Annotated in this window: 24 protein-coding genes; 15 read left to right on the forward strand and 9 right to left on the reverse strand. The window is 65.1% G+C overall.

The window, feature by feature from the left end:
- Positions 1 to 15: 15 nt before the first annotated feature.
- The 6 genes from ACFDS3_RS02385 (at position 16) to ACFDS3_RS02410 (ending at position 3,822) form a co-directional block, all read left to right on the forward strand.
- On the forward strand, positions 16 to 627 hold the full coding sequence (locus tag ACFDS3_RS02385; protein ID WP_375260742.1) for a ribonuclease D: 612 nt from the start codon (positions 16 to 18) through the stop codon (positions 625 to 627).
- 38 nt (positions 628 to 665) lie between these two features.
- Positions 666 to 1,292, forward strand: a complete 627-nt coding sequence (gene lptC / locus ACFDS3_RS02390) for an LPS export ABC transporter periplasmic protein LptC (RefSeq protein ID WP_375260743.1) — start codon at positions 666 to 668, stop codon at positions 1,290 to 1,292.
- A gap of 3 nt (positions 1,293 to 1,295) precedes the next feature.
- Entirely contained in the window at positions 1,296 to 1,772 is a 477-nt protein-coding gene (gene lptA, locus ACFDS3_RS02395) for a lipopolysaccharide transport periplasmic protein LptA (RefSeq protein WP_375260744.1), read from the forward strand.
- Positions 1,772 to 2,515, forward strand: coding sequence for an LPS export ABC transporter ATP-binding protein (gene lptB / locus ACFDS3_RS02400; RefSeq protein ID WP_375260745.1), 744 nt, complete (start codon positions 1,772 to 1,774; stop codon positions 2,513 to 2,515). Before lptA ends, lptB begins: the two co-directional genes overlap by 1 nt.
- A gap of 224 nt (positions 2,516 to 2,739) precedes the next feature.
- Positions 2,740 to 3,318 (forward strand): ribosome hibernation-promoting factor, HPF/YfiA family, encoded by a 579-nt coding sequence (gene hpf / locus ACFDS3_RS02405; RefSeq protein WP_375260746.1) that lies wholly within the window; start codon positions 2,740 to 2,742, stop codon positions 3,316 to 3,318.
- A 39-nt stretch (positions 3,319 to 3,357) separates the two neighbouring features.
- Positions 3,358 to 3,822 (forward strand): PTS sugar transporter subunit IIA, encoded by a 465-nt coding sequence (locus tag ACFDS3_RS02410; protein WP_375260747.1) that lies wholly within the window; start codon positions 3,358 to 3,360, stop codon positions 3,820 to 3,822.
- A 6-nt stretch (positions 3,823 to 3,828) separates the two neighbouring features.
- Here ACFDS3_RS02410 and ACFDS3_RS02415 read toward each other — a convergent pair whose 3' ends face one another.
- From ACFDS3_RS02415 to cysQ, 6 genes are read right to left on the reverse strand one after another with little or no spacing between them, the layout of a single operon-like run.
- Entirely contained in the window at positions 3,829 to 5,253 is a 1,425-nt protein-coding gene (locus tag ACFDS3_RS02415; protein WP_375260748.1) for a nodulation protein NodH, read from the reverse strand.
- Between the two features lie 9 nt (positions 5,254 to 5,262).
- The gene (locus ACFDS3_RS02420) at positions 5,263 to 6,948 is read right to left on the reverse strand and encodes a beta-1,6-N-acetylglucosaminyltransferase (protein WP_375260749.1); all 1,686 of its coding nucleotides are present in this window, start codon (positions 6,946 to 6,948) and stop codon (positions 5,263 to 5,265) included.
- A complete protein-coding gene (locus ACFDS3_RS02425; protein WP_375260750.1) occupies positions 6,945 to 7,955 on the reverse strand; it encodes a glycosyltransferase family 2 protein in 1,011 nt (336 codons plus the stop codon). The genes ACFDS3_RS02420 and ACFDS3_RS02425 overlap by 4 nt, the downstream gene beginning before the upstream one ends.
- A gap of 36 nt (positions 7,956 to 7,991) precedes the next feature.
- Positions 7,992 to 9,044 (reverse strand): glycosyltransferase family 2 protein, encoded by a 1,053-nt coding sequence (locus tag ACFDS3_RS02430; protein WP_375260751.1) that lies wholly within the window; start codon positions 9,042 to 9,044, stop codon positions 7,992 to 7,994.
- 1 nt (position 9,045) lies between these two features.
- Positions 9,046 to 9,936 carry a UTP--glucose-1-phosphate uridylyltransferase gene (locus tag ACFDS3_RS02435; protein WP_375260752.1) on the reverse strand — a complete coding sequence of 297 codons (891 nt, stop codon included), beginning with the start codon at positions 9,934 to 9,936 and terminating at the stop codon, positions 9,046 to 9,048.
- Between the two features lie 59 nt (positions 9,937 to 9,995).
- Positions 9,996 to 10,790: a 3'(2'),5'-bisphosphate nucleotidase CysQ gene (gene cysQ / locus ACFDS3_RS02440; protein ID WP_375260753.1), complete on the reverse strand. Its 795-nt coding sequence runs from the start codon at positions 10,788 to 10,790 to the stop codon at positions 9,996 to 9,998.
- Between the two features lie 110 nt (positions 10,791 to 10,900).
- Here cysQ and ACFDS3_RS02445 point away from each other — a divergent pair, with 110 nt between their 5' ends.
- On the forward strand, positions 10,901 to 11,722 hold the full coding sequence (locus tag ACFDS3_RS02445; RefSeq protein ID WP_375260754.1) for an ABC transporter permease: 822 nt from the start codon (positions 10,901 to 10,903) through the stop codon (positions 11,720 to 11,722).
- Positions 11,719 to 12,315: a COG3650 family protein gene (locus ACFDS3_RS02450; RefSeq protein ID WP_375260755.1), complete on the forward strand. Its 597-nt coding sequence runs from the start codon at positions 11,719 to 11,721 to the stop codon at positions 12,313 to 12,315. The genes ACFDS3_RS02445 and ACFDS3_RS02450 overlap by 4 nt, the downstream gene beginning before the upstream one ends.
- On the opposite strand, the gene ACFDS3_RS02455 is transcribed toward ACFDS3_RS02450, so the two are convergent.
- On the reverse strand, positions 12,292 to 12,933 hold the full coding sequence (locus tag ACFDS3_RS02455) for an alpha-ketoglutarate-dependent dioxygenase AlkB (RefSeq protein WP_375260756.1): 642 nt from the start codon (positions 12,931 to 12,933) through the stop codon (positions 12,292 to 12,294). The genes ACFDS3_RS02450 and ACFDS3_RS02455 overlap by 24 nt on opposite strands.
- 163 nt (positions 12,934 to 13,096) lie before the next feature.
- Between ACFDS3_RS02455 and dnaK the strand changes: the two genes are divergently transcribed.
- The 3 genes from dnaK (at position 13,097) to radC (ending at position 17,052) form a co-directional block, all read left to right on the forward strand.
- A complete protein-coding gene (gene dnaK, locus ACFDS3_RS02460) occupies positions 13,097 to 15,016 on the forward strand; it encodes a molecular chaperone DnaK (RefSeq protein WP_375260757.1) in 1,920 nt (639 codons plus the stop codon).
- Positions 15,017 to 15,086: 70 nt separating this feature from the next.
- Complete coding sequence (dnaJ, locus tag ACFDS3_RS02465) at positions 15,087 to 16,247, forward strand: molecular chaperone DnaJ (protein ID WP_375260758.1); 1,161 nt, start codon at positions 15,087 to 15,089, stop codon at positions 16,245 to 16,247.
- 52 nt (positions 16,248 to 16,299) lie between these two features.
- Positions 16,300 to 17,052, forward strand: coding sequence for a DNA repair protein RadC (gene radC, locus ACFDS3_RS02470; protein ID WP_375260759.1), 753 nt, complete (start codon positions 16,300 to 16,302; stop codon positions 17,050 to 17,052).
- Here radC and ACFDS3_RS02475 read toward each other — a convergent pair.
- Positions 17,024 to 18,529: an OmpA family protein gene (locus tag ACFDS3_RS02475; RefSeq protein WP_375260760.1), complete on the reverse strand. Its 1,506-nt coding sequence runs from the start codon at positions 18,527 to 18,529 to the stop codon at positions 17,024 to 17,026. The genes radC and ACFDS3_RS02475 overlap by 29 nt on opposite strands.
- A gap of 57 nt (positions 18,530 to 18,586) precedes the next feature.
- Entirely contained in the window at positions 18,587 to 21,289 is a 2,703-nt protein-coding gene (secA, locus tag ACFDS3_RS02480; RefSeq protein WP_375260761.1) for a preprotein translocase subunit SecA, read from the reverse strand.
- Between the two features lie 164 nt (positions 21,290 to 21,453).
- On the opposite strand from secA, the gene ACFDS3_RS02485 reads away from it, so the two are divergent.
- The 4 genes from ACFDS3_RS02485 to ACFDS3_RS02500 all read left to right on the forward strand — a co-directional run bounded on the left by ACFDS3_RS02485 (position 21,454) and on the right by ACFDS3_RS02500 (position 25,047).
- Entirely contained in the window at positions 21,454 to 22,281 is an 828-nt protein-coding gene (locus tag ACFDS3_RS02485; RefSeq protein ID WP_375260762.1) for a peptidylprolyl isomerase, read from the forward strand.
- 6 nt (positions 22,282 to 22,287) lie between these two features.
- Positions 22,288 to 23,517 carry a bifunctional glutamate N-acetyltransferase/amino-acid acetyltransferase ArgJ gene (argJ, locus tag ACFDS3_RS02490; RefSeq protein WP_375260763.1) on the forward strand — a complete coding sequence of 410 codons (1,230 nt, stop codon included), beginning with the start codon at positions 22,288 to 22,290 and terminating at the stop codon, positions 23,515 to 23,517.
- Complete coding sequence (locus tag ACFDS3_RS02495) at positions 23,514 to 23,912, forward strand: (deoxy)nucleoside triphosphate pyrophosphohydrolase (RefSeq protein ID WP_375260764.1); 399 nt, start codon at positions 23,514 to 23,516, stop codon at positions 23,910 to 23,912. The genes argJ and ACFDS3_RS02495 overlap by 4 nt, the downstream gene beginning before the upstream one ends.
- 97 nt (positions 23,913 to 24,009) lie before the next feature.
- Positions 24,010 to 25,047, forward strand: coding sequence for a siderophore-interacting protein (locus ACFDS3_RS02500; RefSeq protein WP_375260765.1), 1,038 nt, complete (start codon positions 24,010 to 24,012; stop codon positions 25,045 to 25,047).
- Positions 25,048 to 25,053: the final 6 nt, after the last annotated feature.

A 25,053-nucleotide genomic window follows, 5' to 3' on the forward strand; every position in this document is an offset into this window, starting at 1 on the left:
GTCTAGTGAACTTGCATGACGAACTACGTGTATCAGGGCGATCTTCCCGACGGGCTGGACCTGGGATCGAGCGTGGCAATCGACTGCGAGACGATGGGTCTGAACCCCCACCGCGACCGGCTCTGCGTCGTGCAGCTGTCGGGCGGGGATGGCGACGCTCATCTGATCCAGGTGGCGCGGGGCCAGACGCGGGCGCCGAACCTCGAACGGATGCTGACGGACCCGAACGTCCTCAAGCTGTTCCATTTCGGCCGGTTCGACATCGCCGCGATGTATCACGCGTTCGGAGCGCTTGCGCAGCCGGTCTATTGCACCAAGATCGCCTCGAAGCTGGTGCGGACCTATACCGATCGGCACGGACTCAAGCAGCTGCTGACCGAGATGCTTGGCGTCGACATTTCCAAATTCCAGCAGCAGTCCGACTGGGGTGCGGCAGAGCTGTCGGAGGCACAGATCGCCTATGCCGCCTCGGACGTTCTGTACCTGCACCGGCTGCGCGAGGCGCTTGATGCGCGGCTCGTCCGCGAAGGGCGCACCGGCCTGGCAGAGGCTGCCTTTGCGTTCCTGCCCACGCGGGCGCGGCTTGATCTGGGCGGCTGGCCCGAAATCGACATTTTTGCGCATTGATCTTCGCGCCGGCGCCCCGGACGGTTACATCGCTCTCCATGCAGCGCCGCACGAAACCCAAACGCCATTTCGACAACCGCCACTCGCGCTGGGTGGCGCGGCTGAAGGTGCTCCTGCCGCTGGCGGCGCTTGCGATCCTGTCCACGCTGTTTCTTGTGGCCGACCGGCGGGGCGGCGGCACGAAACTCGAATTTGCGGACCCGGCCGAACTCGACCGGCTGCTGACCGAGGGGCGCGTGGCAAATCCCAGCTATTCCGGCATCGGCGACGACGGGGCGTCCGTCAGCTTCACGGCCGACGAGGCCCGCCCAGATGGCGAGGATGCGCAGGCCGACCGCCTGCTCGGTGTCTGGACCAGCCCCGGCGGCGCCGAGGTTTCGCTTCAGGGTGACACCGGCGTCCTGACTGGATCGTCGGGCGACATGCGGGTCGAGGGCGACGTGATCGTCAACGACGCGCAGGGCTACCGGCTGCGGACGGACGCGCTCGACATAGATGGGAGCAGCAAGGACATTGTTTCGCCTGGGCCCGTCAGCGGGTCGGGGCCGGGTCTTGCGCTGGAAGCCGGGGGGATGCGGATCGAACAACGGGATGGTTCGCCCGTCGTGACCTTCACCGAAGGCGTTCACGTGGTATATGAGACCAAGCCGCCTGAAGGGAACTGACCATTGTTACGCCTCATCCTCGCGCTCATCCTCGTCGCGGGCGCCGCTTCGGCGCAGGATTCGATGATCAATTTCGGCGGGTTTCAGCAGAATAGCGGCGAGCCCATCGAGGTCGTGTCGAACCAGCTCGATGTGGACCAGGAGGCCGGCACTGCCGTCTTCACCGGCGAGGTAACCGCCACCCAAGGCGAGTTGTCGTTGACGGGCGAGCGGGTCGAGGTCTTCTACACCACGGGCGAGGATCGCCGAATTCGGCGTCTCTACGCCACCGGCGGCGTCACGCTCGTCACCAGCGAAGAGGCCGCCGAGGCCGAGGAAGCCGATTACGAAGTGATCGACGGCACCATCCTCATGGTCGGGGACGTGCTCGTGACCCAGGGCGAGAGTGCCATCGCGGGCGAGCGCATGACCATCGACATGGATACGGGGACGGGGCGGGTCGAAGGGCGCGTCCGCACCATCTTCCAGACTGGCGAGTGATGCTGGAGGCGGCGCCGCAAGAGGGACTCGTCGTCGAGCACCTCCAGAAGAGCTATCGCAAGCGGCCGGTGATCCGCGACGTCTCGATGCGGCTGGCCCGCGGCGAGGTCGTCGCGCTGCTCGGGCCGAACGGGTCGGGCAAGACGACGTGCTTTTACGGGATCGCGGGGCTCGTCACGCCCGACGGCGGCACGGTCCTGATCGACGGTCGCGAGGTCACCACGCTGCCGATGTATCGCCGCGCCCGCATGGGGATCGGCTACCTCCCGCAGGAGATGTCGATCTTCCGAGGTCTGACGGTCGAGGGAAACATCCTCGCGATTCTCGAGCTGGTCGAGAAGGACCGCCACGCGCGGCGCGATCGGCTCGAGGCGCTCTTGCAGGAGTTTTCGATCACCCACCTGCGCAGCACCCCGTCCCTCGCACTGTCGGGGGGCGAACGGCGGCGGGTCGAGATCGCGCGCTGCCTTGCCGCGAATCCAAGGTACCTGCTGCTGGACGAGCCTTTTGCCGGCGTCGATCCGATTGCCGTGGGTGACATTCGGATGCTGGTGGCAAGCCTGACCGAGCGCGGAATCGGTGTGCTGATCACCGATCACAACGTGCGCGAGACGCTGTCGATCGTGGATCGCGCCTACATCCTGCACGACGGCGGCGTGCTCATGAGCGGGACCAGCGAAGAGGTTGTCGCGGACGAGAACGTGCGGCGCGTCTACCTTGGCGACAGTTTCACCCTGAGCTGATCAATCCGCCGCAGGTTCTTGACAGGCGGCCGCCTTTGCGCGCCAAATGGAGGCATGAGACGCGGCCATACGACACCCGCATTTTTCGCTATTCCCTCCATACTTCAATGGCTTGGAACGCTTGTTCATGTGTCCCCGCGGACTCGGATCTGGCGCGGCCTCGTCCTGTGCCCGGACCATGCGCCGGTTCAGGCGGACCCGCTGCTTTCAGGAAAGGAAGACAGATGCGCTATCAGGTGAGCGGTAAGCAGATCGACATTGGCGAGGCCCTGCAGGCCCACGTCCAGTCCGAGATCGACGCCGTGGTGGAGAAGTACTCCAGCCGGCCGACCGATGCGCTGTGCGTGTTCTCGCGCGACGGTTCCGGCTATTGCTGCGAAACCGTCCTTCACCTGTCGAGCGGCATGACCGTACAGGCCCGAGCAACCAACCACGACATCTACGGTGCCTGCGACGCCGCGGTCGCCAAAATGGAGAAGCAGCTGCGCCGCTACAAGCGACGGCTGAAGAACCACAACAAAGAGCGGACGACGCCCGTTGAACTTTTCGAAGCCTCCTCGTATATCCTCGCCTCGTCGGAAAGCGAGGAGGACGCCGAGCCCGACACGCTGCAACCGGTCATCGTGGCCGAGATGGAAACGCGGATCCCGACGCTGTCCGTTGGCGAGGCCGTGATGCAGATGGAGTTGCACGGGGCACCGGTTCTGGTCTTCCGGAACGAAAAGCAAGGGAGCGGGGTTAACGTCGTCTACCGTCGCGAAGACGGGAACGTCGGATGGATCGACCCCAATACGGCAGGCTAAGGCGGCGCGTATCGCCACCAGGGATTTTCAGGGTATTGCATGATTTCGTCCGATCTCCTCTCACCGGAGGCCATTCGGGTCATTCCCGGAATGTCCAGCAAGAAGCGGCTGTTCAACACGCTGTCGGACGTGGCCGAGCAGGTCTATAACCTGTGCCCTGAAAGCGTGTCCGACGCCCTGATGGAGCGTGAGAGCCTCGGCCCGACCGCCGTGGGACAGGGCGTCGCCTTGCCCCATGCGCGGATCGATTCCATCGACCGCGTGCGCGGCGTGTTCCTGAAGCTTGAGCGCCCGCTGGATTTCGGCGCGGCGGATCGACAGCCCGTGGACCTGATCTTCGGGCTGTTCGCACCCGAGGATGCCGGGGTCGACCACCTCAAGGCGCTCGCCGCCGTCTCGCGCACCCTGCGTGATCCCGACCTCTGCGCGCTTCTGCGGGCGAACGGGGATGCGGCGACGATCCATACCGTCCTGACCCAGCGCCGCACCACCACCGCCGCCTGAGCGGGCTCAGCCCCAGGGGCTGAAGCCAAACATCATGTAATCCCGCTGGTAAGCCGCCTTCACCGCGGCCTCGACCTCGGCATCGTAGATCGCGGACAGAGGCATTGGCTGGGGGTCAGGTTCGACCGAAAAGCTTGGCGACCGAAGGTTGCGGGACTGGGCAAGTTCAGCGAGCCGGTCGGCCGCCTCATCTTCGCGCAGGACCAGGTCCGGCAGCGCGAAGTCCACCATTCCCTGTAACAACGAGCTTTGGCTGGCCCAGCTCGGATCAACGCGAAGGCTGGTTTGCCCGCCGAGATTGCCCTTCGCGAACGCCGCGAAGGCAAGGAAGGCGACTTTGTGGCTATCCTCGTTGTAACTCGGCCCCGGCGCGCCCTCCGGGATCGGCAGGGCATAGATGCGGCGCAAGGTCTCGCGGATCTCATGAGAGCAGCCGGGTCCCGGCATCAGGATGTGACGGCAGAAGGTGTGGTAGAGCCGCGGGACGGGGTGCCGGAGCACGGTGAAGCTGCGATGTCCCGGATGCTGCCGCTTCCATTTGCGCAGGTCCTTCTGCGTCATCTCGCGCCCCAGATCCTCGGGGCCGACCCCGTCGATTTCCGCCAGCCACGCCTCGACCGAGGCACGCGGCCCTCCGGCCACGGGCATGAATAGCAGGGGTGCCTTCGTGGCGGCGACGTAGGACGGAACCGCCGGCCCGCGGCGCGGCTCGAAAATTGGGGTGCGACCCAGATCGAACACGTCGGTCGGCCCCAGCGCAGCGAACATCTCGTCGTAGTTCTCGACCTTCTCCGACAGGGCGCCGGGATTCTGAACCTTGGTCCGGTCGGAGAGCTTGTCGAGCCGCCCCTCGACGCCAAGCCACGCCGCCAAGCCGTTGAGCACCGCAAGGTCCCCGAGATCCTCATAGGCGATGTAGAACGCCGTCTGCCCCGTGGTCTGAAGGATGTGCATCACGCGGAGCTGGAATGCGCGCAGGGCATCGACATGTGCCGCGAATTCTACCGAATCGAAACGGATCTTCGCCTTTCTGGCGCCCGTCATGTCGTTCAGCCGCCACTGGTTCGTCGCGCGCGCGATCTTGAGGCTGACGTAAGACTCGAGCGGATTGCGCGTCAGCACGATCTTTGCGCAGCTGGGCTCCGGCAGCAGACGGTCCAGCACCCGCGCGTCATGGTCGTGAAAGAAGCGGAAGCCCGACAGCCCCTCTGTCTGCGCCGCCATCGCATCAAGCAGTCGGCCAGGATCACTCTCGCGCTCGGCCTGCGTAACGCCGGCCATCTCAACCTTGCCGGCATGCCCAACGAACACGGGGTTGAACGCCTCGCCCCAGCAGCGCACGCCCGCGATCTCGTTCAGGTTTTCTTCGAGGAAGTTCGATCCGGTGCGCATCTCGGCCAGGAGGATGAAGCGCGTGAAACGGGCGGTCATGGGGCGGTCCTAGCGGGTGACATCGGGCTTGGCGGCGTCTTTGTTACGCACATCGCCGGGAAAGTCGCCGATGAGATAGGGGTGCATCCCGGCGTTCCGCAGCCTTTGCAAGAAGGCACCGAAGCCCGTCAGGTCGACCATCCGGGGAATCTCGGCGACCGTTTCGGCGGTGCGGACAGAGGCTTCTTCGATGACCGTCTGCAACGGCTCTGCCGGGTTCTCGACAAGGTCGGCCATTGTCCAGATGCGCACGCGAGCCCGCGTGGCGGGATCGCGCAGGATGGCGAGATGGGCGCTCTCGATCTTCTGCAGTCGCGCGGCCTTGGCACGAACCTCGGCAAAGGGTCTCTTCGAAACGAACAGCGGCACGGCCCACGCCCCGGTGACGCAGAAGACGTCCGCGTTCGGGTCGCGCGGAATGAACCAGCCGGCTGCCTGGGTGTCGCGCGGGCCGAACAGGAACGCCTGCCTTTCGCCCCGCGTGTTCCAGATAAGGTTCGTCAGGAACATCTCGGGATTGTAGTCCCGCAGCCGCGCATCATCCGACAGGGCGCCCGAATACACGCTCAACCCGTCGGTGAACTCGGCCCGATCAGGCGCATAGAGATGCCCGTGGGAGCGCAATCCGGTGGTTCGGCGCAGCCACGCGGGAAAGTCGATGAACAGGTCGCCAAAGCCCTCAAACACGGCGTAGCGGGCAGCGGTCAGCCCGTTGTCGTGGTTCTTCCGGGGGAAGCGGCCCGTCATGTAGAGGCCCGGGCGACCCACGGTGCGCCGCTCGATCGCCTTCGAGAAGATGCGGTCGATCTTGCCGGGGTTGGGCTCGGCACGATTGGCCGCGTCATGCTCGCCCGACAGGAACGCGGTGTAGAGCCGCTCGGCCTGAGGCCAGATCTTGCGCGCGACGAAGCAATCGGACCGTCGCAGAAGCCGCAGGTGGTCGTCGTAGAACACGTGTGGCTTACCCTGAAAGTCGAACTTGGACAGCGTCAGCGACCGACTTTCCACCCGGTCCGAAACGAGCCGGACGAGAGTCTGGAAGTAGCTCTCATCCGGAATCCAGACCCGCTTGAAGTAACGATCGAACTCGGCGCGGCGGGGATGGTAGAGGATCGCGGACAGCGTCTCGCGCGTCAGGCACCACCATTGCGAGCCCATGTGAGGCGTCAGCCCCTCGGGGATGCGGCGACGGACCTTCAGCCGCCGTTGCAGCCGCACATAGCGGTCGAAAAGGCGCCTCTGCCGCTTCCACGAGAAGGGGAAGCGCAACGTGAACCGCTCGTGATCCAGCCCCCCCTTGGTCCAGGGCACGTCCTCGGTCGTGGCGCTTTCGATGAAGTCCGTCCCGGCGCGCTCGTCGAGGTACCCGACAAGCTCTTCGACCGGGCGAAGCGGCAGGCAGGTGCCAGAGGCGAGGTAGATGTGATGGGCTTCGACAAAGCTAGCGAGCATCAACTCGGCGGCAGCCTGGGTCGCCCGCACCAGCGAAAAGCGACCCCACTCGCAGCGGAAGCGCTCCGAGAACAGGATGTTGGGACAATCGCTCAGCGCGCCGCGGAACGCATCGAAGTCCCGCTGCGGAACGCGTGCATCCACGTGGATCACGATGGGGCAGCCGCGTTGCGACCAGTGGCGGGCGACTTGGGCAGCCCGGTCCAGCGCCTCGTGGCAGAGCATGACGAAACCGATGCTCACGCCCAATTCCCCTTGGACATCAGGCCCAGGATTTCTAGCTGGCGCCAGTTGATGTACCGCTCCGACCAGTTGCACCACAGTCCGGAGCCGTCCTCCAGCCCGTCAGCATAGGCGCGATACTCGCGGGCACCGCCGTAATGCTCGGCCCGCGCCACTTCTTCCCGCGATCGCGCAGTCAAGGTGTTGAGGAACTTGGCGTGCAGGAGGACACCGCACGCCTTTTCGCCGCCGACATCATCGAAGACGAGGTTAAGGCCCCGCGGCAGCACGTTGTGGGTGGACGAGGCAAAGACCGTGCCGCGCTGCCATCTGACCAGCGGCACCTTGTTCAACGCCGGCGCCCGCTTGGGCTTGTCGGCAAAAAAAACCCGCGCCCGCGGCCCGCCCTGAATCCACAGCGACTGGTAATCCCAGTTTCGCTTGATCGTGTAGTTGCCGCTGTCGAACCATCCGGCCACGTCGAAAGGATTCTGCCCGGCCTCGTAAGTCGCCGCGGCCAGCGGTCCCTTGGGATACATGTCGATCAGCATGGTGCCGAAGGAGCGGATGCCCGACCCGTCCAGCCAGTCTGTCAGCGCGCGGATCGGCCGGGTATCGCAGAACGGAAAGACGAAGAATTCGTCCACGTCCACGTGAAGCACCCAGCGCCCGAGGCAGTAGCGCCGCGCCAGCCAGTTCACCCAGTCCAGTCCGTAGCGCGACCTGCGGTAGCTCGCCGTGGTGGACCAGACCGAGCAGTCGGCTTGCTCGGACAGATAGGCCGCGCTGCCGTCATCGCTGCCGTTGTCGATGAACAGGAAATGCTCAATCCCGAGATTGCGGTAGTAGCGCAGGAAATATGGCAGGCGGATGTGCTCGTTTCGGGCGACCGTGATGACGACATTGGTCGCGGCGCCGATCCTGTCCTTGCGCAGGCGAACGGGGCGCAGCTCGCGGCGCTTGCGGATGGCGCGGATATACCATCGCCGCCGTCTCAGCCCGAGCCGGATCCGTTTGCCGATCGCCAATCGCCCGCTCCACCTTCGTCCTACCGGCGCGCCGGCTCAGGCCCACCCTCCGCGCGAGATCAGGCCAAGCGCCTCGAGGTGTCGCCAGCCCCGATACGCCGTCGAAAAGGAGCATGCGAGCGTCGGGTTGTCTATCAGTGCCTTGTAATAATTCTCGTAGAGTGCGGCATTCGCGAAATGCTCGCGTCGCTTCAGCTCTTCTGCCGATTTCGCGACCACCTCGTCCAGGAACTTGGTGTGAAGAAGCGCGCCGGTGATCCGTTCACCTTCGCCATAGATGTCGTTCAGGCGGCGCGGCAAGGCGGCATGGGTCGAGTTCGCGTAGACATAGCGGCGGTCCCACCGGACCAGCGGAACCTTCTGGAGCGTCGGGGCGCGGCGCGGCTCGGGCGCGAAGAAGGCGCGCGCGCGGGGACCGCCCTGCACCCAGAGGTTTCCCAGCGGCTCCTGCCGCCGGATCGTGTAGTTTCCGGCGTCGAACAGGCTCAGCACGTCTGTCGGATCAGAGCCGGGAACGTGCCGCGCCCCCTTCAGGGAGCCCTTGGGATACAGGTCCACCATCAGCGTGCCCATCATGGGCTGTCCGCTGTCATCCAGCCACTCGGTCAACGCTCGCAGCGGCCGGGTGCGCCAGTGGGGATAGACGAGGATCTCGTCGGCATCGAGCGTGAGGCACCAGTGGCCGTGCCCGTGGCGGATCATCAGCCACGTCACCCAGTCCAGCCCGAACCGGGACATCCGGTACGAATGGCCGGTCCGCCAGAGCGAGACATCGGGCGCCTCGGCCAGCAGTTCGCTCGTGCCATCGGTTGAGGCGTTGTCCACGGCCAGGATGTGATCGACCCCGAGCGCGCGATGGTGCGCGAGGAAGAAGGGCAGCCGGGCCGCCTCATTTCGCACGCAAAGGAACAAGAGGATTTGACCGGGGCGGATGCGCGCGGTGCGATCAACCACCGGCGAAAGCTGCCGCCGCGTGCGTAGCGCGCGGAACAGCAGGCGCCGCCGCTTCCAGCGCAGCCGGTAAGCGGCGGAGGGATCCGGCGGCAAGATCGGACGCGGCGGGGCGCCGATCTCGAACCGCCGGGGCAAGTCAGCCCAACTCGTTCGGACCGAGGGACTTGATGAAGCTGGCGAGATCGTCGCGCAGATCGGGGCGGCTGAGACCGAAGGCCACCGTAGCCTGAAGGAACCCGGCCTTGGAGCCACAGTCGAACCGCTGCCCGTCAAACTTCAGCCCGTGCACGCCACGCTCGCTGTCGATCTGCTTGGCGATCGCGTCGGTCAGCTGGATCTCTCCGCCCTTGCCGGCATCCTGGTTGTCGAGCACCGACAGCACCTCGGGCGTCAGAATGTAGCGGCCGATCACCGCCAGGTTCGACGGCGTCTCGGACGGGTCAGGCTTTTCGACCATGCCCTTCACGCGCACCGTCTTGCAGCCGCCGTCCTCCACATCGAGGATGCCGTATTTCGACGTTTCCTCACGCGCGACTTCCATCGCCGCGACCATGCAGCCACCCGTCTCGGCATGGGCATCGACCATCTGCTTCAGGCAAGGCACGTCGGACTTGATGACATCGTCCGGCAGGATCACGGCGAAGCACTCGTCCGAGTCGATTAGACGACGCGCACACCAGACCGCGTGGCCGAGGCCCATCGCCTTCTGCTGGCGGATGGTCGAGATCGCGCCCGAGGGCATGTCGGTCCGCCCGAGCTCTTCGAGCAGATCGTCCTTGCCCTTGCGCTTAAGCGATTCCTCGAGTTCGGGCGACTTGTCGAAGTAGTCGACGAGCGAGCTCTTGCCGCGCGCGGTCACGAAGATGAAGTCGGTGATCCCGGCGTCGCGGGCTTCGTCCATGGCGTACTGGATCAGCGGGCGGTCGACGAGCGTCATCATCTCCTTGGGCATCGACTTCGTCGCCGGCAGAAAACGCGTTCCGAGCCCGGCAATGGGAAGGACGGCCTTGGTGACTTTTTTGGTCATGAAATCCTCTTTGGCACCGTATCAGGGGCAGGCATTGCCGCTATGTTGTAGCGCCACCATTAGTCTTTCAATGTGACGCCAGGTGCATATGCGATGAAGAAGGGGTTGGCGAAGCCTGCTTTACCATAGCGAAGCGGAGCCTTGTCGTCGAACCGCACGACCGTCCCCCCCGCACCGGTAAGCACTGCGTGGCCGGCCGCGGTATCCCACTCCATCGTGCGCCCGAGGCGGGGATAGAGATCGGCTTCGCCGGTGGCGACCAGGCAGAACTTCAGGGACGATCCGGCGCTGCGCAGATCCTCGACCCGATAATGGCTGATGTAGTCGTCGGTGGCTTGGTCGCGATGCGACTTCGAGGCGACGACGAGAAGGGATTCGTTATCCGGCATGCGCACCCCGATGACCGAGGTCTCGCCCGGCGATTCGGGGTCGAAGGGACCTTTCTCCTCGACCGATTTGCCATCCGCGCGGGTATAGAAGAGCCTTTCGCGCGCCGGGGCATAGACCACGCCCCGTGAGGGTTCGCCATTCTCGACATAGGCGATGTTCACGGTGAAATCGCCGCGACGCTTCACGAACTCCTTGGTCCCGTCCAGTGGATCGACGATCAGGAAGGTCGTGACGTCCTGTTCATGGCTCTCGGCCTGCTCTTCGGTGACGAGAGGGATGTCGGGGAACGCCTCGCGCAGCCCCGCCGAAATCAGCGCGTCGGCCGCTTCATCGGCCTCGGTCACCGGGCTTTCGTCGGACTTTTCCCGCACCTCGAAGTCGTCGCGGTCATAGATGTCCATGATGGCGTCGCCCGCCTGAAGCGCCAGCTTCCGCATCACTTCGACGAGAGCTTCCTGATCCACGACAATTCTCCGCATTGGCTGCTGTCCGGGGCATGGTTTAAGCTAGGCCGCCAAGAAAACAACAATATTTCCCTGCAAGACCTGTCCCTGCCGGGGGAGTCGGAGCCGTGATGTTCGGGTCGAGACGCAAGAAGACGTGGGTGGGGTCAGCGGGCCGGGTGCTTGACCTGATCTTCCACAACACAGTGCGGTCGGTGCGCAAGACGCATGCCAACGCGTTCATGGCGATCGGGCTGAACATCCTGCAAACCGTGATCCTCGTGGGATCGTTCTACATCCTCTTTACGGTGCTGGGGATGCGCGGTTCGGCCATTCGGGGCGACTTCATCCTGTTCATCATGAGCGGGATCTTCCTTTACCTGATGCATGTGCGCACCGTGCAGGCGGTCTTCTCGACCGAGGGCCCCTCCTCGCCGATGATGCTGCATGCGCCGATGACGACCTTCGTGGCGATCGCGTCGAACGCGTTGGCCGCGCTCTATACCCAGGTCCTTTCGGCAATCCTGGTCCTTTACGCCTATCACGTGATCATCGAGCCCATCGAGATCCACAACTGGAAGGGCGCGCTCGGCATGGTGTGCCTGTCGTGGTTCTCGGGCGTTGGAGTGGGCGTGATGTTCCTGGGGCTGAAGCCCTGGTTTCCCCGGGGCGCCTCGACCGCACAGTCGATCTACAGCCGCGCGAGCATGATCGCCTCGGGAAAGATGTTCGTCGCGAACCAGCTTCCGGGCTACATGATCGACTGGTTCGACTGGAACCCGCTGTTTCACATCATCGACCAGACGAGAGGCTTCGTGTTCATCAACTACTTCCCGCGCCATTCCAGCCTGACCTACCCCTTCTACGTGTCGTTGGCGCTGATGATGATCGGCCTGATGGGCGAGTTCTACACGCGCCAGAACGCATCGCTCAGCTGGGGCGCACGTCGATGATCCGGGCGCTTGTCTTGCTGCTGGCGATCCTGTCTGGAGGAGCCGCCGCGGCGCAGGGTCGCGGGTCATATGATGTGACCGGCGTGGCGCCGGACGATGCGCTGTTCATCCGGGCGCGCCCCTCGAACGAGGGCGAAGTGGTCGGCGTCCTGCAACACGACGAGACAGGCGTCCGCGTGACCGAGCTGTCAGATAATGGCCGCTGGGGGCGCGTCGACCACGAGGGCGCCGAGGGCTGGGTTTATTTGGGCTACATGAAGGCGCAGGGCGGCGCGACGGGCTTTCCCGGCCCGCTCGACTGCACGGGGACCGAGCCGTTCTGGTCGCTCGCCATCCGCCCCGACAGCGTGACGCTGGACGAGGCGTCCGGCTCCGGCTTCGACGGCACCGCCGGGACAAGGACCCGCGCCGCCGGGCGGGGCAACCGTTGGTCCCTGCGCGCGTTCGACAGCGGCCGCAGCCTGACCGCGATAATTGTGGGGGAAGAATGCAGCGACGGCATGTCTGATCGCACTTACCCCTATACGGTGGATGTCCTGCTGTCCGAAGAAGACGATCACGGCCACATCTCAGGCTGCTGCTCCCGGCCCTGATCCGGCCACCCGCATCGTCACATTGATCCGCCCGCCTTGCGGCAAGAGGTCGGACGATCCGAACCTGATCCGGTCGATGCCATGGTGGACCAGCCGCGCCGCGCCCCCGATGACCGCAACGTCGCCCGACCGCAGCCAGACGCTTTCGGTCCGCCCGCCACGCTCGATGTTTCCGACGCGGAAGAGCGCCTCGTCGCCCAGCGAAACCGACAGGACCGGCTGAGACAGGTCGGCCTCGTCCTTGTCCTGGTGCATCCCCATCCGCGCGCCTTCGCCATAGTAGTTCACGAGACACGTGTCCGGCGTGGCGGCCTCGGGTAGTATCGCGCACCAAAGCTCCCGAAGCTGCGGGGGGATCGACGGCCAGCCGCCGCCGGATGGGTGATGGGGCTGGTAACGGTATCCCTTGCGGTCGCTGATCCAGCCGACTGCGCCGGCCGATGTCATGCGAACGCTGAACTTCTGCCCGCGCCGCGTCTCCGGGTGATAGAAGGGCGCGACCCCGGCCACGCGACGCAGATCGTCCACAAGGGCCTCTTGCGCGGATCGGTCCAGCGCATCCCGCAGGAGTTCGACCCCGCGGATGTCGATCCGCCCCGAAGTCTCAAAAAGGCTCATAAAGCAGTCCTCCGTCGGGATTGCAGCGCGAAAACGCCCTCCCTATATACGTGCGGACGCCGGCCGCAGGCGCTAAACGCGGCAATAACTCGGGATCTGCGGAGGGGTGCCTCGAACGGGGGCCCGGCCGCAACAACATCGCCAACAAGAGGACATTGAGAGCATGGCCAAAGTCATCGGCATCGACCTCGGGACCACCAACAGCTGCGTCGCCATCATGGACGGTTCGCAGCCCCGCGTGATCGAAAACTCCGAGGGTGCGCGCACGACCCCCTCGATCGTCGCCTTTACCGAAGAAGAGCGCCTTGTCGGGCAATCCGCCAAGCGTCAGGCGGTCACCAACTCGGAAAACACCATCTTCGCCGTAAAGCGCCTGATCGGCCGCCGGTTCGGAGACCAAGGCCTCGAGAAGGACAAGAAGAACCTGCCCTACACCATCGTCGACGGTGGCCAGGGTGACGCATGGGTCCAGGCCCGCGGCGAGAAGTATTCGCCCTCCCAGATTTCCGCCTTCATCCTGCAGAAGATGAAGGAGACGGCCGAGAGCTATCTCGGCGAAGAGGTGACGCAAGCCGTCATCACCGTCCCCGCCTACTTCAACGACCAGCAGCGTCAGGCCACCAAGGACGCCGGCAAGATCGCCGGGCTCGAGGTGCTGCGCATCATCAACGAGCCGACGGCCGCCGCGCTGGCTTACGGGCTCGACAAGAAGGAAACCAAGACGATCGCGGTCTATGACCTCGGCGGTGGTACCTTCGACATCACCATCCTGGAAATCGACGATGGCCTCTTCGAGGTGAAGTCGACGAACGGCGACACGTTCCTCGGCGGCGAAGACTTCGACATGCGGATCGTCGATCATCTGGCGGCCGAGTTCAAGAAAGAGCACGGCGTCGATCTGACCTCGGACAAGATGGCCCTTCAGCGCCTGAAGGAAGCCGCCGAGAAGGCCAAGATCGAGCTGTCGAGCGCAAGCCAGACCGAGATCAACCAGCCGTTCATCACCATGGGCGCCAACGGTCAACCGCTGCACCTGGTGATGAAGCTGACCCGGGCGAAGCTGGAAAGCATCGTCTCGGACCTCATCAAGAACTCGATCAAGCCGTGCCAGGCCGCGCTGAAGGACGCCGGCCTTTCGACCGGCGACATCGACGAGGTGGTCCTGGTCGGCGGCATGACCCGCATGCCGAGAGTGATCGAGGAAGTGACCAAATTCTTCGGGAAAGAGCCGCACAAGGGCGTGAACCCCGACGAGGTCGTGGCCCTTGGCGCCGCCATCCAGGCCGGCGTTCTACAGGGTGACGTCAAGGACGTGGTGCTTCTCGACGTGACCCCGCTTTCGCTGGGCATCGAGACGCTGGGCGGCGTGTTCACCCGCCTGATCGACCGCAACACGACGATCCCGACGAAGAAGAGCCAGATCTTCTCGACGGCCGAGGACAACCAGAACGCGGTGACGATCCGGGTCTTCCAGGGCGAGCGCGAGATGGCCGCCGACAACAAGATGCTCGGCCAGTTCAACCTCGAGGATATCCCGCCCTCGCCGCGCGGCATGCCGCAGATCGAGGTGACGTTCGACATCGACGCCAACGGCATCGTATCAGTCTCGGCCAAGGACAAGGGCACGGGAAAAGAGCAGAACATCACCATCCAAGCGTCCGGCGGCTTGTCCGACGACGACATCGAGAAGATGGTGAAGGACGCCGAAGCCAATGCCGATGCCGACAAGAAGCGCCGTGACCTGGTCGAAGCCCGGAACCAGGCCGAAAGCCTGATCCACTCGACCGAGAAGTCGCTGGAAGAGCATAAGGACAAGGTCGATCCGACCACTGTCGAGGCCATCGAACTGGCCATCTCGAACCTGCAGGAGCAGCTCGAGACCGACAACCCGGAGAAGATCAAGTCCGGCATCCAGAACGTGACCGAAGCGTCGATGAAACTCGGCGAGGCGATCTATAAGTCGCAGCAAGACAAGGGCGACGCCTCTGCCGACACGGCCGAGGACAGCTCGGGCGGCAATGACGACGACGAGATCGTCGATGCCGATTTCGAGGACCTCGACGACGACAAGCGCGCGTCGTAAGGCCCACTCCAGCTTCAACAGGGGCCGGTCTGATATGTCGGGCCGGCCTTTGACGTGAAGGATTTATTGAATGGCAAAACGTGATTTCTACGACGTTCTGGGGGTGTCGAAGGGCGCGTCTGCCGACGAGATCAAGAAGGGCTATCGTCGCAAGGCGAAAGAGCTTCACCCAGACCGTAACAGCGATAACCCGAACGCCGAGGCCCAGTTCAAGGAAGTGAACGAGGCCTATGACGTGCTCAAGGACGCCGAGCGTAAGGCTGCTTACGATCGCTTCGGCCATGCAGCCTTCGAAGGCGGCATGGGTGCGCGCGGCGGCGGCGGAGGAGCACGGGCGGGCTACGGCGGCGGCCAGGGCGACTTCGCCTCTGCGTTCTCCGACGTGTTCGACGATCTCTTCGGCGACTTCATGGGCCAGCAGCGCCGCGGCGGCGGCCAGCGGGCCACCCGCGGCTCGGATTTGCGCTATAACCTGCGCATTTCGCTTGAGGATGCCTACAAGGGCATGCAGCGCACGATCACCGTGCCGACGGCCGTAACCTGCGGCGTCTGCGAGGGATCGGGCGCCGAGGGCGGCGCCGAGCCCGCCACCTGCCCAACCTGTTCGGGCATGGGCAAGGTCCGCGCGCAGCAAGGCTTCTTTACCGTCGAACGGACCTGCCCGACCTGCTCGGGTGCGGGTCAGATCGTCAAGAACCCCTGCCACAACTGCGGCGGCGCAGGTCGCGTTCAGAAGGACCGTGCGCTTTCGGTGAACATTCCAAAGGGCGTCGAAACCGGTACCCGCATCCGTCTTGGCGGCGAGGGTGAAGCCGGCCTGCGCGGCGGCCCGGCTGGCGACCTCTATATCTTCATTGAGGTCGAGGATCATCCGATCTTCCAGCGCGAGGCCGAAAACCTGTTCTGCCGCGTGCCCGTGTCGATGACCTCGGCCGCTCTGGGCGGCGACATTGAGGTGCCGACGATCGACGGCGGCCGCAGCCGCGTGAAGATCCCTGCAGGCAGCCAATCGGGCAAGCAGATGCGTCTACGCGGCAAGGGAATGCCCGGGCTGCGAAGCACGGCCAACGGCGACATGTTCATTGAGCTTGCCGTTGAAACCCCGGTGAACCTGACCAGCCGCCAGAAGGAGCTTCTGCGCGAGTTCGAGGATCTCTCGGAAGAGAATAGCCCTGAGAGCACCGGGTTTTTCCGCAAGGTCAAATCGTTCTGGGACGGGATGAAGGGCTGAGGCCCTTCGTCCCTTAACGCCGTCTTCACAATCGATCCGGCAAGGTTCGTCCATGCCGGATTTCGCTGAACACCCCCGTCTGTTCCAAGGCCTTCCCGTCGCAAAGGCCGACGCGCCTGCACCTCGCGGGCAGCCATCCTATATCGCTGACCATCGCGCCCGCCTGCGGGAGCGTTTCGTCGAGGGCGGGCCGGACGCGATGCCCGACTACGAGCTTCTCGAACTGTTGTTGTTCCGCATCGTGCCCCGTCGTGACGTCAAGCCGTTGGCGCGCGCGCTGATCGACCGCTTTGGCGATCTGGGCGGCGTTCTGGCCGCGCCAAGGGAGGCCATCGCCTCCGTGCCCGGCGCGGGGCGGTCCACTGCGCTTGACCTCTCGATCACCGAGGCCGTGACTCGGCGCGCCCTGCGCAACCGGGCATTGGCTCGGCCGGTCGTGTCTTCCTGGGAGGCGCTCATGGACTACTGCCGCGCCACTCTCGCTCGGGAACGGACCGAACGGTTCAGAATTCTGTTCCTGGACGCAAAGAACACGCTGATCGCCGACGAAGAACAGGCGAAGGGCACCATCGACCACGTCCCGGTCTATCCGCGCGAAGTGGTCAAGCGCGCTCTCGAACTGGAAGCCAAGGCGCTTATCCTCGTGCACAATCATCCATCGGGCGACCCCACACCGTCAGACGCGGATCGGTCGATCACGCGGCAGATTGCCCAGGCCTGCGACGTTCTGGGCCTGATCCTGCATGACCATGTCGTCATCGGGCGGGGCCGCGAGGTCAGTTTCCGGGCCGAAGGGTTCCTGTAGGCTCGACCGCACCAACCCATACCTCCACGCGCCGGTTCACCTGCCGTCCCCAACCGGTTTCGTCGCAGGCGATCGGTAGCGCCTCGCCATAGGCTGCAACGTCAAGCTGAACCGCGACACCCGGAACAGCCTCGGCGACCGCATCACGAACCGCCTCGGCGCGCGCACGCGACAGGCTGCGGTTCGTAACCGCCGATCCTCCTGCGTCACTGAACCCCGCAAAGATCAGCCGCCGCCCGTCGAACAACCCGCCGCCAAGCGCGGCGGCGAGGCGATCGACGTTGTCTTGGGACTGAGCGTCGAGACCGCTCGACCCGTCGTCGAAGCGGAACGTCAGCGTCAGTCGCGCCTTTCCCCGCAGTTCTTTCACCATGCGCTGCAAGCCGGCAACAGAGCTGTTGGTCTCGGCCGTGAGGATCGCGAGTCCCAGGCGATCTCCCTGATCGGCAAAGGGAATCGATTCGGGGAACTGGTCCACGAGGCCGGCCCTCTGGATCACGGGCTGCGCGATGGGGGAAACGAGATAGCGTAGTAGGTCTCGCGTCACCCCGGTAAATCGCCGCATGGGCGCATAGAGGAAAACCGGCGCCGTCAGGGGGTAGTCCTCGGTCTTGAGACTCTGCGGATCCGCAGCCACAGAGGCACCACAGGGACCGAGCAACGGCAGGGGCTGCGTGTCGCCTTGGGCGGAGTAAAGGGTCAGTCCCAGCGCGTTGCGGGACTGCGAGACTGCCTCGGCCAGCGAGTCCAGCGTGGGGTGGAAGACCACCCGTCGATCGATGAGGGAGGGGAAATGCCTCAGGATGGCCTCGCCCGCGCTGGTGGCCGGATCGGGTATATGCAGCGCATCGGCCGGCCAAGCCTCGATCTCCTCGAGCGTGATCGTGGTGCGGCTTGACAGGGCCGAGGCGACCGGAATGACGGCGTCGAGCCCCAGGATGGCGCGCTGGCCGGCATCGGTCAGGTCGCCACGCCCCGCCTCGCGCGCGAGGGCGAGTTCGATCGCATCCGGTGGCCGCAGCGACACCGCCACGTCGGCGAGGTCAGCGACGATGTCGGCCAATCCCTCCGAACTGCTGGTGGGCACCAACATAAGCCGCGCCTGGACGACGCCCTCGCGTGACAGCGCATAGTGCGTGGCGGGGCCGTCTGCCTCGTGCGTAATGTCGTAGCCCTGACGCCGGGCGAATGTCTCGATCAGCGGCGGCAGCACGGTCCGGATGACAGATCCCTCGCCCGAGATCCGCAGCCGCTCTGGTGCGCCGAGTTCAGGACAATCGGCGCCGACGCAGTCGAGCACTTGACCGTCGAGCGTCACCTCTCCATGTGGGCCGAGGATGCGATAATAGCGCCCGTCAAAGCCGAGAAGCTCGCCCTCCACAACGGTCTGGCCCTCGTGGCGCAGCGCGATGGCGTCGGCCATGACCGCGACCGGCCAGCAGAGCGCGGCGCACAGGAACCAGCCTGACGGTTTCATGTAAGCTCCCCGGGTGTACCGGAAAGTCTTTCGCGCCGCGCCTGCGGTTTCAAGCCGTTACGCGATCTGGCCGTGGCAGTGCTTGAACTTCTTGCCGGACCCGCACGGACAGGGATCGTTGCGGCTGGGATTGCCCCAGGTCGAGGGATCCGCCTCGACGAAGCCGGGCGCCGCCGCCTCGGCCTCGGCCTCGCCGGGTTTGGGCTGGGGATCGGCCGCCGCGCGGACGCGGGCGCGCTGCGCCTGGATCTGGGCGATCATCTGGCGCTGCTCGTCCTCGGACAGCGGCTTGATGTGGCACAGCTTCTTGGTCACGTCGGCCCGCAGCGAGTCGAGCATCCCCTCGAACAGCTGGAACGCCTCGTTCTTGTATTCGTTCAGCGGATCGCGCTGCGCATAACCGCGGAAGCCCACGACCGAGCGCAGATGTTCGAGCGTCAGCAGGTGTTCGCGCCACTTGCCGTCGATGGTCTGCAACAGAAGCTGCTTTTCGATCTGGCGCATGTTGGTCGGACCAAACTGCGCGGCCTTCGCGGCCATGTACTTGTCGGACTCTTCGTAGAGGCGCTCGCGGATGGTCTCGTCATCCACCCCGTCCTCCTCGACCCACGACTGGATCGGCAGGTCCAGGTTCAGCGTCTCAAGCACCGATACATAGAGCCCCTCGCCGTCCCACTGGTCGGCATAGCTTTTCGCCGGGATGTGCTGGTCCACGAGGTCGTCGATCACCTGGTGGCGCATGTCCTGCGCGATCTCGGCGAGGTCGGCGCTTTCCATGATCTCGCGCCGCTGGCCGAAGATCACCTTGCGCTGCTCGTTCTGGACGTCGTCGAACTTCAGCAGCTGCTTGCGAATGTCGAAGTTGCGGCCTTCAACCTTCGCCTGCGCACGCTCCAGCGACTTGTTGACCCAAGGATGGACGATCGCCTCGCCCTCTTTCATGCCGAGCTTCTGCAGCATGTTGTCGAGCCTTTCGGACCCGAAGATCCGCATCAGGTCGTCGTCGAGCGACAGGAAGAATGCGGAACGGCCCGGGTCCCCCTGACGGCCCGAGCGGCCGCGCAACTGGTTGTCGATCCGGCGGCTTTCGTGGCGTTCGGTGGCGAGCACGAAGAGGCCGCCAGCGGCCTTGACCTTTTCCTTCTCGTCGGCGGTTTCGGCTTGAATGCGGGCGCGCAGCGCGTCGGGATCGGCTTCGGGGTCCTCGGCGAGCGCCTGCATCACCTTCATGTCGACGTTGCCGCCAAGCTGGATGTCGGTGCCGCGGCCGGCCATGTTCGTCGCGATGGTTACCGCGCCCAGCTTGCCGGCATCGGCGACGATCTGTGCCTCCTGCTCGTGCTGGCGGGCGTTCAGGACGTTGTGCGGCACCTTCTCTTTCTGAAGAAGTTGGCTCAGGAACTCCGACTTTTCGATCGAGGTCGTGCCGACGAGGGTTGGCTGACCCCTTTCGTGCGCTTTCTTGATCTCGTCCACGATGGCTGCGTATTTTTCCTGCGCGGTCCGGTAGACGGCGTCGTGCTCATCGACGCGGGCGATGGGACGGTTGGTGGGAACCTCGACCACGCCCAGCTTGTAGATCTCGTCGAACTCTTCCTCTTCGGTCAGCGCAGTGCCGGTCATGCCGGCCAGCTTGTCGTAGAGGCGGAAGTAGTTCTGGAACGTGACGCTTGCGAGGGTGACGTTCTCGGGTTGGATGTCTACGCCCTCCTTCGCCTCGATCGCCTGGTGCAGGCCGTCGGACAGGCGCCGCCCGGCCATCATGCGGCCGGTGAACTCGTCGATCAGGACGATCTCGTTGTCGCGAACGATGTAGTCCTTGTCCTTGGTGAACAGCTTGTGGGCGCGCAAGCCCTGGTTCACGTGGTGGACGATGGTCGTCGATTCAGGGTCATACAGCGTCTGCCCCTCGGGCAGGATGCCGGCACTCAAGAAATGCTGTTCGAGGAACTCGTTGCCCTCGTCGGTGAAGGTCACGTTCCGCGTCTTCTCGTCCAGCGAGTAGTGCTCGTCCGTCAGAAGCGGGATCACCTGGTCGATGGTGCGGTACAGCTCGGACCGGTCGTCCGATGGACCCGAAATGATGAGCGGGGTGCGCGCCTCGTCGATCAGGATCGAGTCGACCTCGTCCACGATGGCGAAGTTGTGCCCGCGCTGCATCAACTGGCGCATCTCGGACTTCATGTTGTCGCGCAGGTAGTCGAAGCCGAGCTCGTTGTTCGTGGCGTAGGTGACATCGGCGGCATAGGCTTGCCGCTTCTCTTCCTCGGGCTGCTGCGGATAGACGACGCCGGTCGTCATGCCGAGTTGGCCGTAGACCTTGCTCATCCATTCGGCGTCGCGGCGGGCGAGGTAGTCGTTCACCGTGACGATGTGCACGCCCTTGCCGGTCAGCGCATTCAGGTAGGCCGGGAAGGTCGCCACCAGCGTTTTGCCCTCGCCGGTCTTCATCTCGGCGATGTTGCCCTGGTGCATGAAGATGCCGCCGGTCAGCTGCACGTCGAAGGCGCGCAGGCCAAGTGCCCGGCGCGCGCCCTCGCGGCAGTTGGCAAAGGCCTCGGGCAGGATATCGTCGAGGCTTTCGCCGTTCGCGACCCGCTCTTTCAGCTCGGCCGTCTTGGCGACCAAATCGTCGTCAGACAGGGGCTCAAACTCGGGCTCCAATGCGTTGATCTTGTCGACGAGGGGGCGCGTGGCCTTGACCTTACGGTCATTCGGCGTGCCGAAGACCTTTCGCGCAACAGAACCCAGACCAAGCATCGTCTCTCCTGACATCAACGTGTGAGGGGATCGCTTGCCCGGCCCGTCGACGCCGAATAGGAAGGCGGCAAGAAACGGTCCCTTCAGAGGCTGAAGGCGATGTAAGGGGCGCCCTTGGAACTGTCAATGTTGGGGCCGCTGGCCCGATGGAAAGGACTTTCACGATGAGGAAACTCGGCACGATGACCGTCGCGGCCATGCTGGCGTTCGGCCTGCCTGCCGTCGCGCAGGACGCCTCGACCGTGGTGGCGACCGTGAATGGCACCGACATCACGCTGGGCCACATGATTGCGATGCGCGAGCGCCTGCCCCAGCAGTACCAGTCGCTCGACGACCAGACCCTGTTCGAGGGCGTGCTCGAGCAGCTGATCCAGCAGACCGCCCTTGGCGACCAGGCCGACGGGCTGTCGCGTCGTGGCGAACTCGTGATCGAAAACGAGCGTCGCGCGCTGGCTGCGTCCGAGATCATCCAGCGCCTCGCCGACGACGCCGTGACAGAGGAGCAGGTCCAGGAAGTCTATGACACCGAGTATGGCGGCGCCGAACCCACGACCGAATACAACGCCTCGCACATCCTCGTGGAGAGCGAATCCGCCGCGCAGGACCTGATCGAGCGCCTGAACGCAGGCGAGGACTTCGCCGAGCTGGCCCGCGCCGAATCCACCGGCCCCTCGGGCCCGTCCGGCGGCGAGCTTGGCTGGTTTGGCCAGGGCACGATGGTCGAGCCCTTCGAGCAGGCCGTTCAGGAGCTGGAGGTCGGCGAGGTCTCCGAGCCCGTCCAGACCGAGTTCGGCTGGCACGTCATCAAGCTGAACGAGACGCGAGAGCAGTCGGCGCCCCCGCTTGACGAGGTCCGGGGCGAGATCGAAGGGCAGCTCCAGATGCAGGCCGTCGAGAGCATCGTCTCCTCTGCCGTCGAGGATGCCGAAGCTTCCCGCCCCGAGACGCAGGTTGATCCGGCCGCGATCCGCAACGACGCCCTTCTGGACTGATCCGGCATGCCCGCAGCAGTGTCGCCGCTGGCGCCCGCAACGTTCCCCGACCTTCCGCAGGTGGCAGGCGTACGCTTCGCCACCGCAGCGGCCGGTCTCCGCTACAAGAATCGCACCGATGTGATGCTTGCCGTCTGCGATCCGGGCACCTCGATCGCGGGGGTCTTCACCCGCTCTTCGACCCGCTCGGCCCCCGTGCGGGACTGCGAAGCCAAGATCGGCTTTGACGGCGCCGAGGGCGCCGAGGGCGCAGCGATTCTGGTGAACTCGGGCAATTCCAACGCCTTTACCGGCAAGGCCGGCGAGGGGGCGGTCGAACGCGTCGCGGCGGCCGTGGCCGAGGTCACCGGCCTGCCCGCCGCGCGCGTCTTCACCTCGTCCACCGGCGTGATTGGCGAGCGTCTTCCCGACGACCGGATCACCGCCGCCCTCGGCGAACTGACCGAATCACTCGACCCTTCCGGGATCGAGCCTGCGGCCCGCGCGATCATGACGACCGACACGTTCCCCAAGGGCTGCGCGCGGGTGGTCGAGATCGATGGGCAGAAGGTCACGATCGCGGGGATCGCCAAGGGCTCGGGCATGATTGCGCCCGACATGGCGACGATGCTGGTCTATATCTTCACCGACGCCAAGGTCGCCCGCCCCCTGCTTCAGGAGATGCTGTCGGAGCTGACCGACCGGACGTTCAACTGCATCACCGTGGACGGCGACACCTCGACCTCGGACACGCTGCTGCTGGCCGCCACCGGCAAATCGGCCGAGGTCACGGCCCGCGGCGTTCCATTCGAGGATGCGCTGCACGAGGTCATGCTGGACCTGTCCCACCAGGTCGTGCGCGACGGCGAGGGCGCCACGAAATTCGTCGAGGTTGCCGTGACCGGCGCGGCGGATGATGTCGATGCGCGCAAGGTGGCGTCCTCCATCGCGAACTCGCCTTTGGTCAAGACGGCCATCGCGGGCGAAGATCCCAACTGGGGCCGCATCGTCATGGCCGTGGGCAAGTCCGGCGCCAAGGCTGACCGCGACACGCTGTCGATCCGTTTCGGAGATATCGAGGTGGCCCGCGACGGATGGGTCTCGCCCGATTATGCCGAGGAAAAGGGCGCCGCCTACATGAAGGGGCAGGAGCTCGTGATTCGCGTGGATCTCGGCCTTGGCGACGGCACCGCGACCATGTGGACCTGCGACCTGACCCACGCCTATATCCAGATCAACGCCGACTATCGCTCGTGAAAGTAGTTCTCGTCTCTGCCGTCGCGCTCATCGATCGCGACGGCCGCGTCCTTTTGGCCCAGCGGCCCGAGGGCAAGTCCATGGCCGGGTTGTGGGAATTCCCCGGCGGCAAGGTCGAGCCCGGCGAACGCCCCGAGGACGCGCTGATCCGCGAACTGGACGAAGAACTGGGCATCAACACGTGGTCCTCGTGCCTCGCGCCACTGACCTTCGCCAGCCACGCATACGATGACTTCCACCTGCTGATGCCCCTCTTCGCCTGTCGCAAGTGGGAGGGCACGCCCCACCCGCGCGAAGGCCAGACCCTCGCCTGGGCCTACCCGCGCGAGCTGCGCAGCTACCCGATGCCTCCCGCCGACCTGCCCCTGATCCCGATCCTGCGCGACTGGCTGTAGGAACCCGCGTTCGCGGTCTGTGCGTCTATCCTTCACGTCCGAAAGCCGGTAGTCGGCCCTATAGTTGACCGATTCCGTCGGAGTTTCGCACGTGGGCATGCAATCACATACTGAAGGGCAGCTGGTGACGGATCGCGCAGGAGACATCCTCCACGAGATCGTTTCGCTCTGCCAGTCCTACGACCTGCCGGTGGTCGATGACCGCCCCGCGCGGATCAAGATCTCCTACGGGATCGGCACCATCCAACTCGCCCCGGTGGCCAATGGCATCTCGATCGACATCGGCGCTGGCTCCGAATCCAACGGCTTCATGCTGCGCGAGTTCGTGGCGACGCAGGTCGAGGCGTTCGACGCCGCGCTCGTGGACGGGCTGCACTGGGCGGACACACCGCTCGCTGGCAACCTGCCCCCGAATTTCAGAGTCGGGCAGGTCGTTTCAGTGACCGAAGAGGGCGCGCTGTTCCAGAGACTGGTGCTGCGAGCGCCCGACCTGGCCCCCTTCGCGCGTGACGGACTGCACCTACGCCTTGCGCTGCCGCAGCCGAGCCGGGCTCCGGTCTGGCCGCGCGTGGACGACAAGGGGCGCACCCGCTGGCCCGCGGACGAGGACGCGCTGCACGTGGCGGTCTACACGATACGTGACGTGAACCCGGCAACGGGCGAGATGGTGATCGACGCCTTCCGTCACGGCGGGAGCGGACCGACCTGCACTTGGCTGCACCATGCGCGGCCGCGCGACCCGATCGGCCTGATCGGGCCCGGCGGTGGATGGCTGCCCGAGGCGCGCCACCTCACGCTTGCCGGGGACGAAACCGCCTTTCCCGCGATCTTCCGGATCCTCGAATCCGCCTCCGCCGCAACAGGAGGCACGGTCCTTCTCGAAGCCGAGGACGCCGCGCTGATCCCAGATGTCCACCTCCCGCAGGGCTTCGCGCTTCGCCGCCTGTCACGCGAAAAGGGCGAGAGCCTGGAGGCCGGGCTGCGCTCCACCGACCTGGGTCCCGAGGGCGACCGCCACGTCTGGTTCGCCGCCGAGAAAACCCGCGCCACCGCGATGCGAGGCGAGCTCAGGGGCGAACGCGGCCTGTCGAAGGATGAGACTCACGTCGCGGCGTATTGGTCCGCATTCAGTTGACTCTTT

The sequence above is a fragment of the Palleronia sp. genome (assembly GCF_042089775.1).
GTDB lineage: Bacteria > Pseudomonadota > Alphaproteobacteria > Rhodobacterales > Rhodobacteraceae > Palleronia.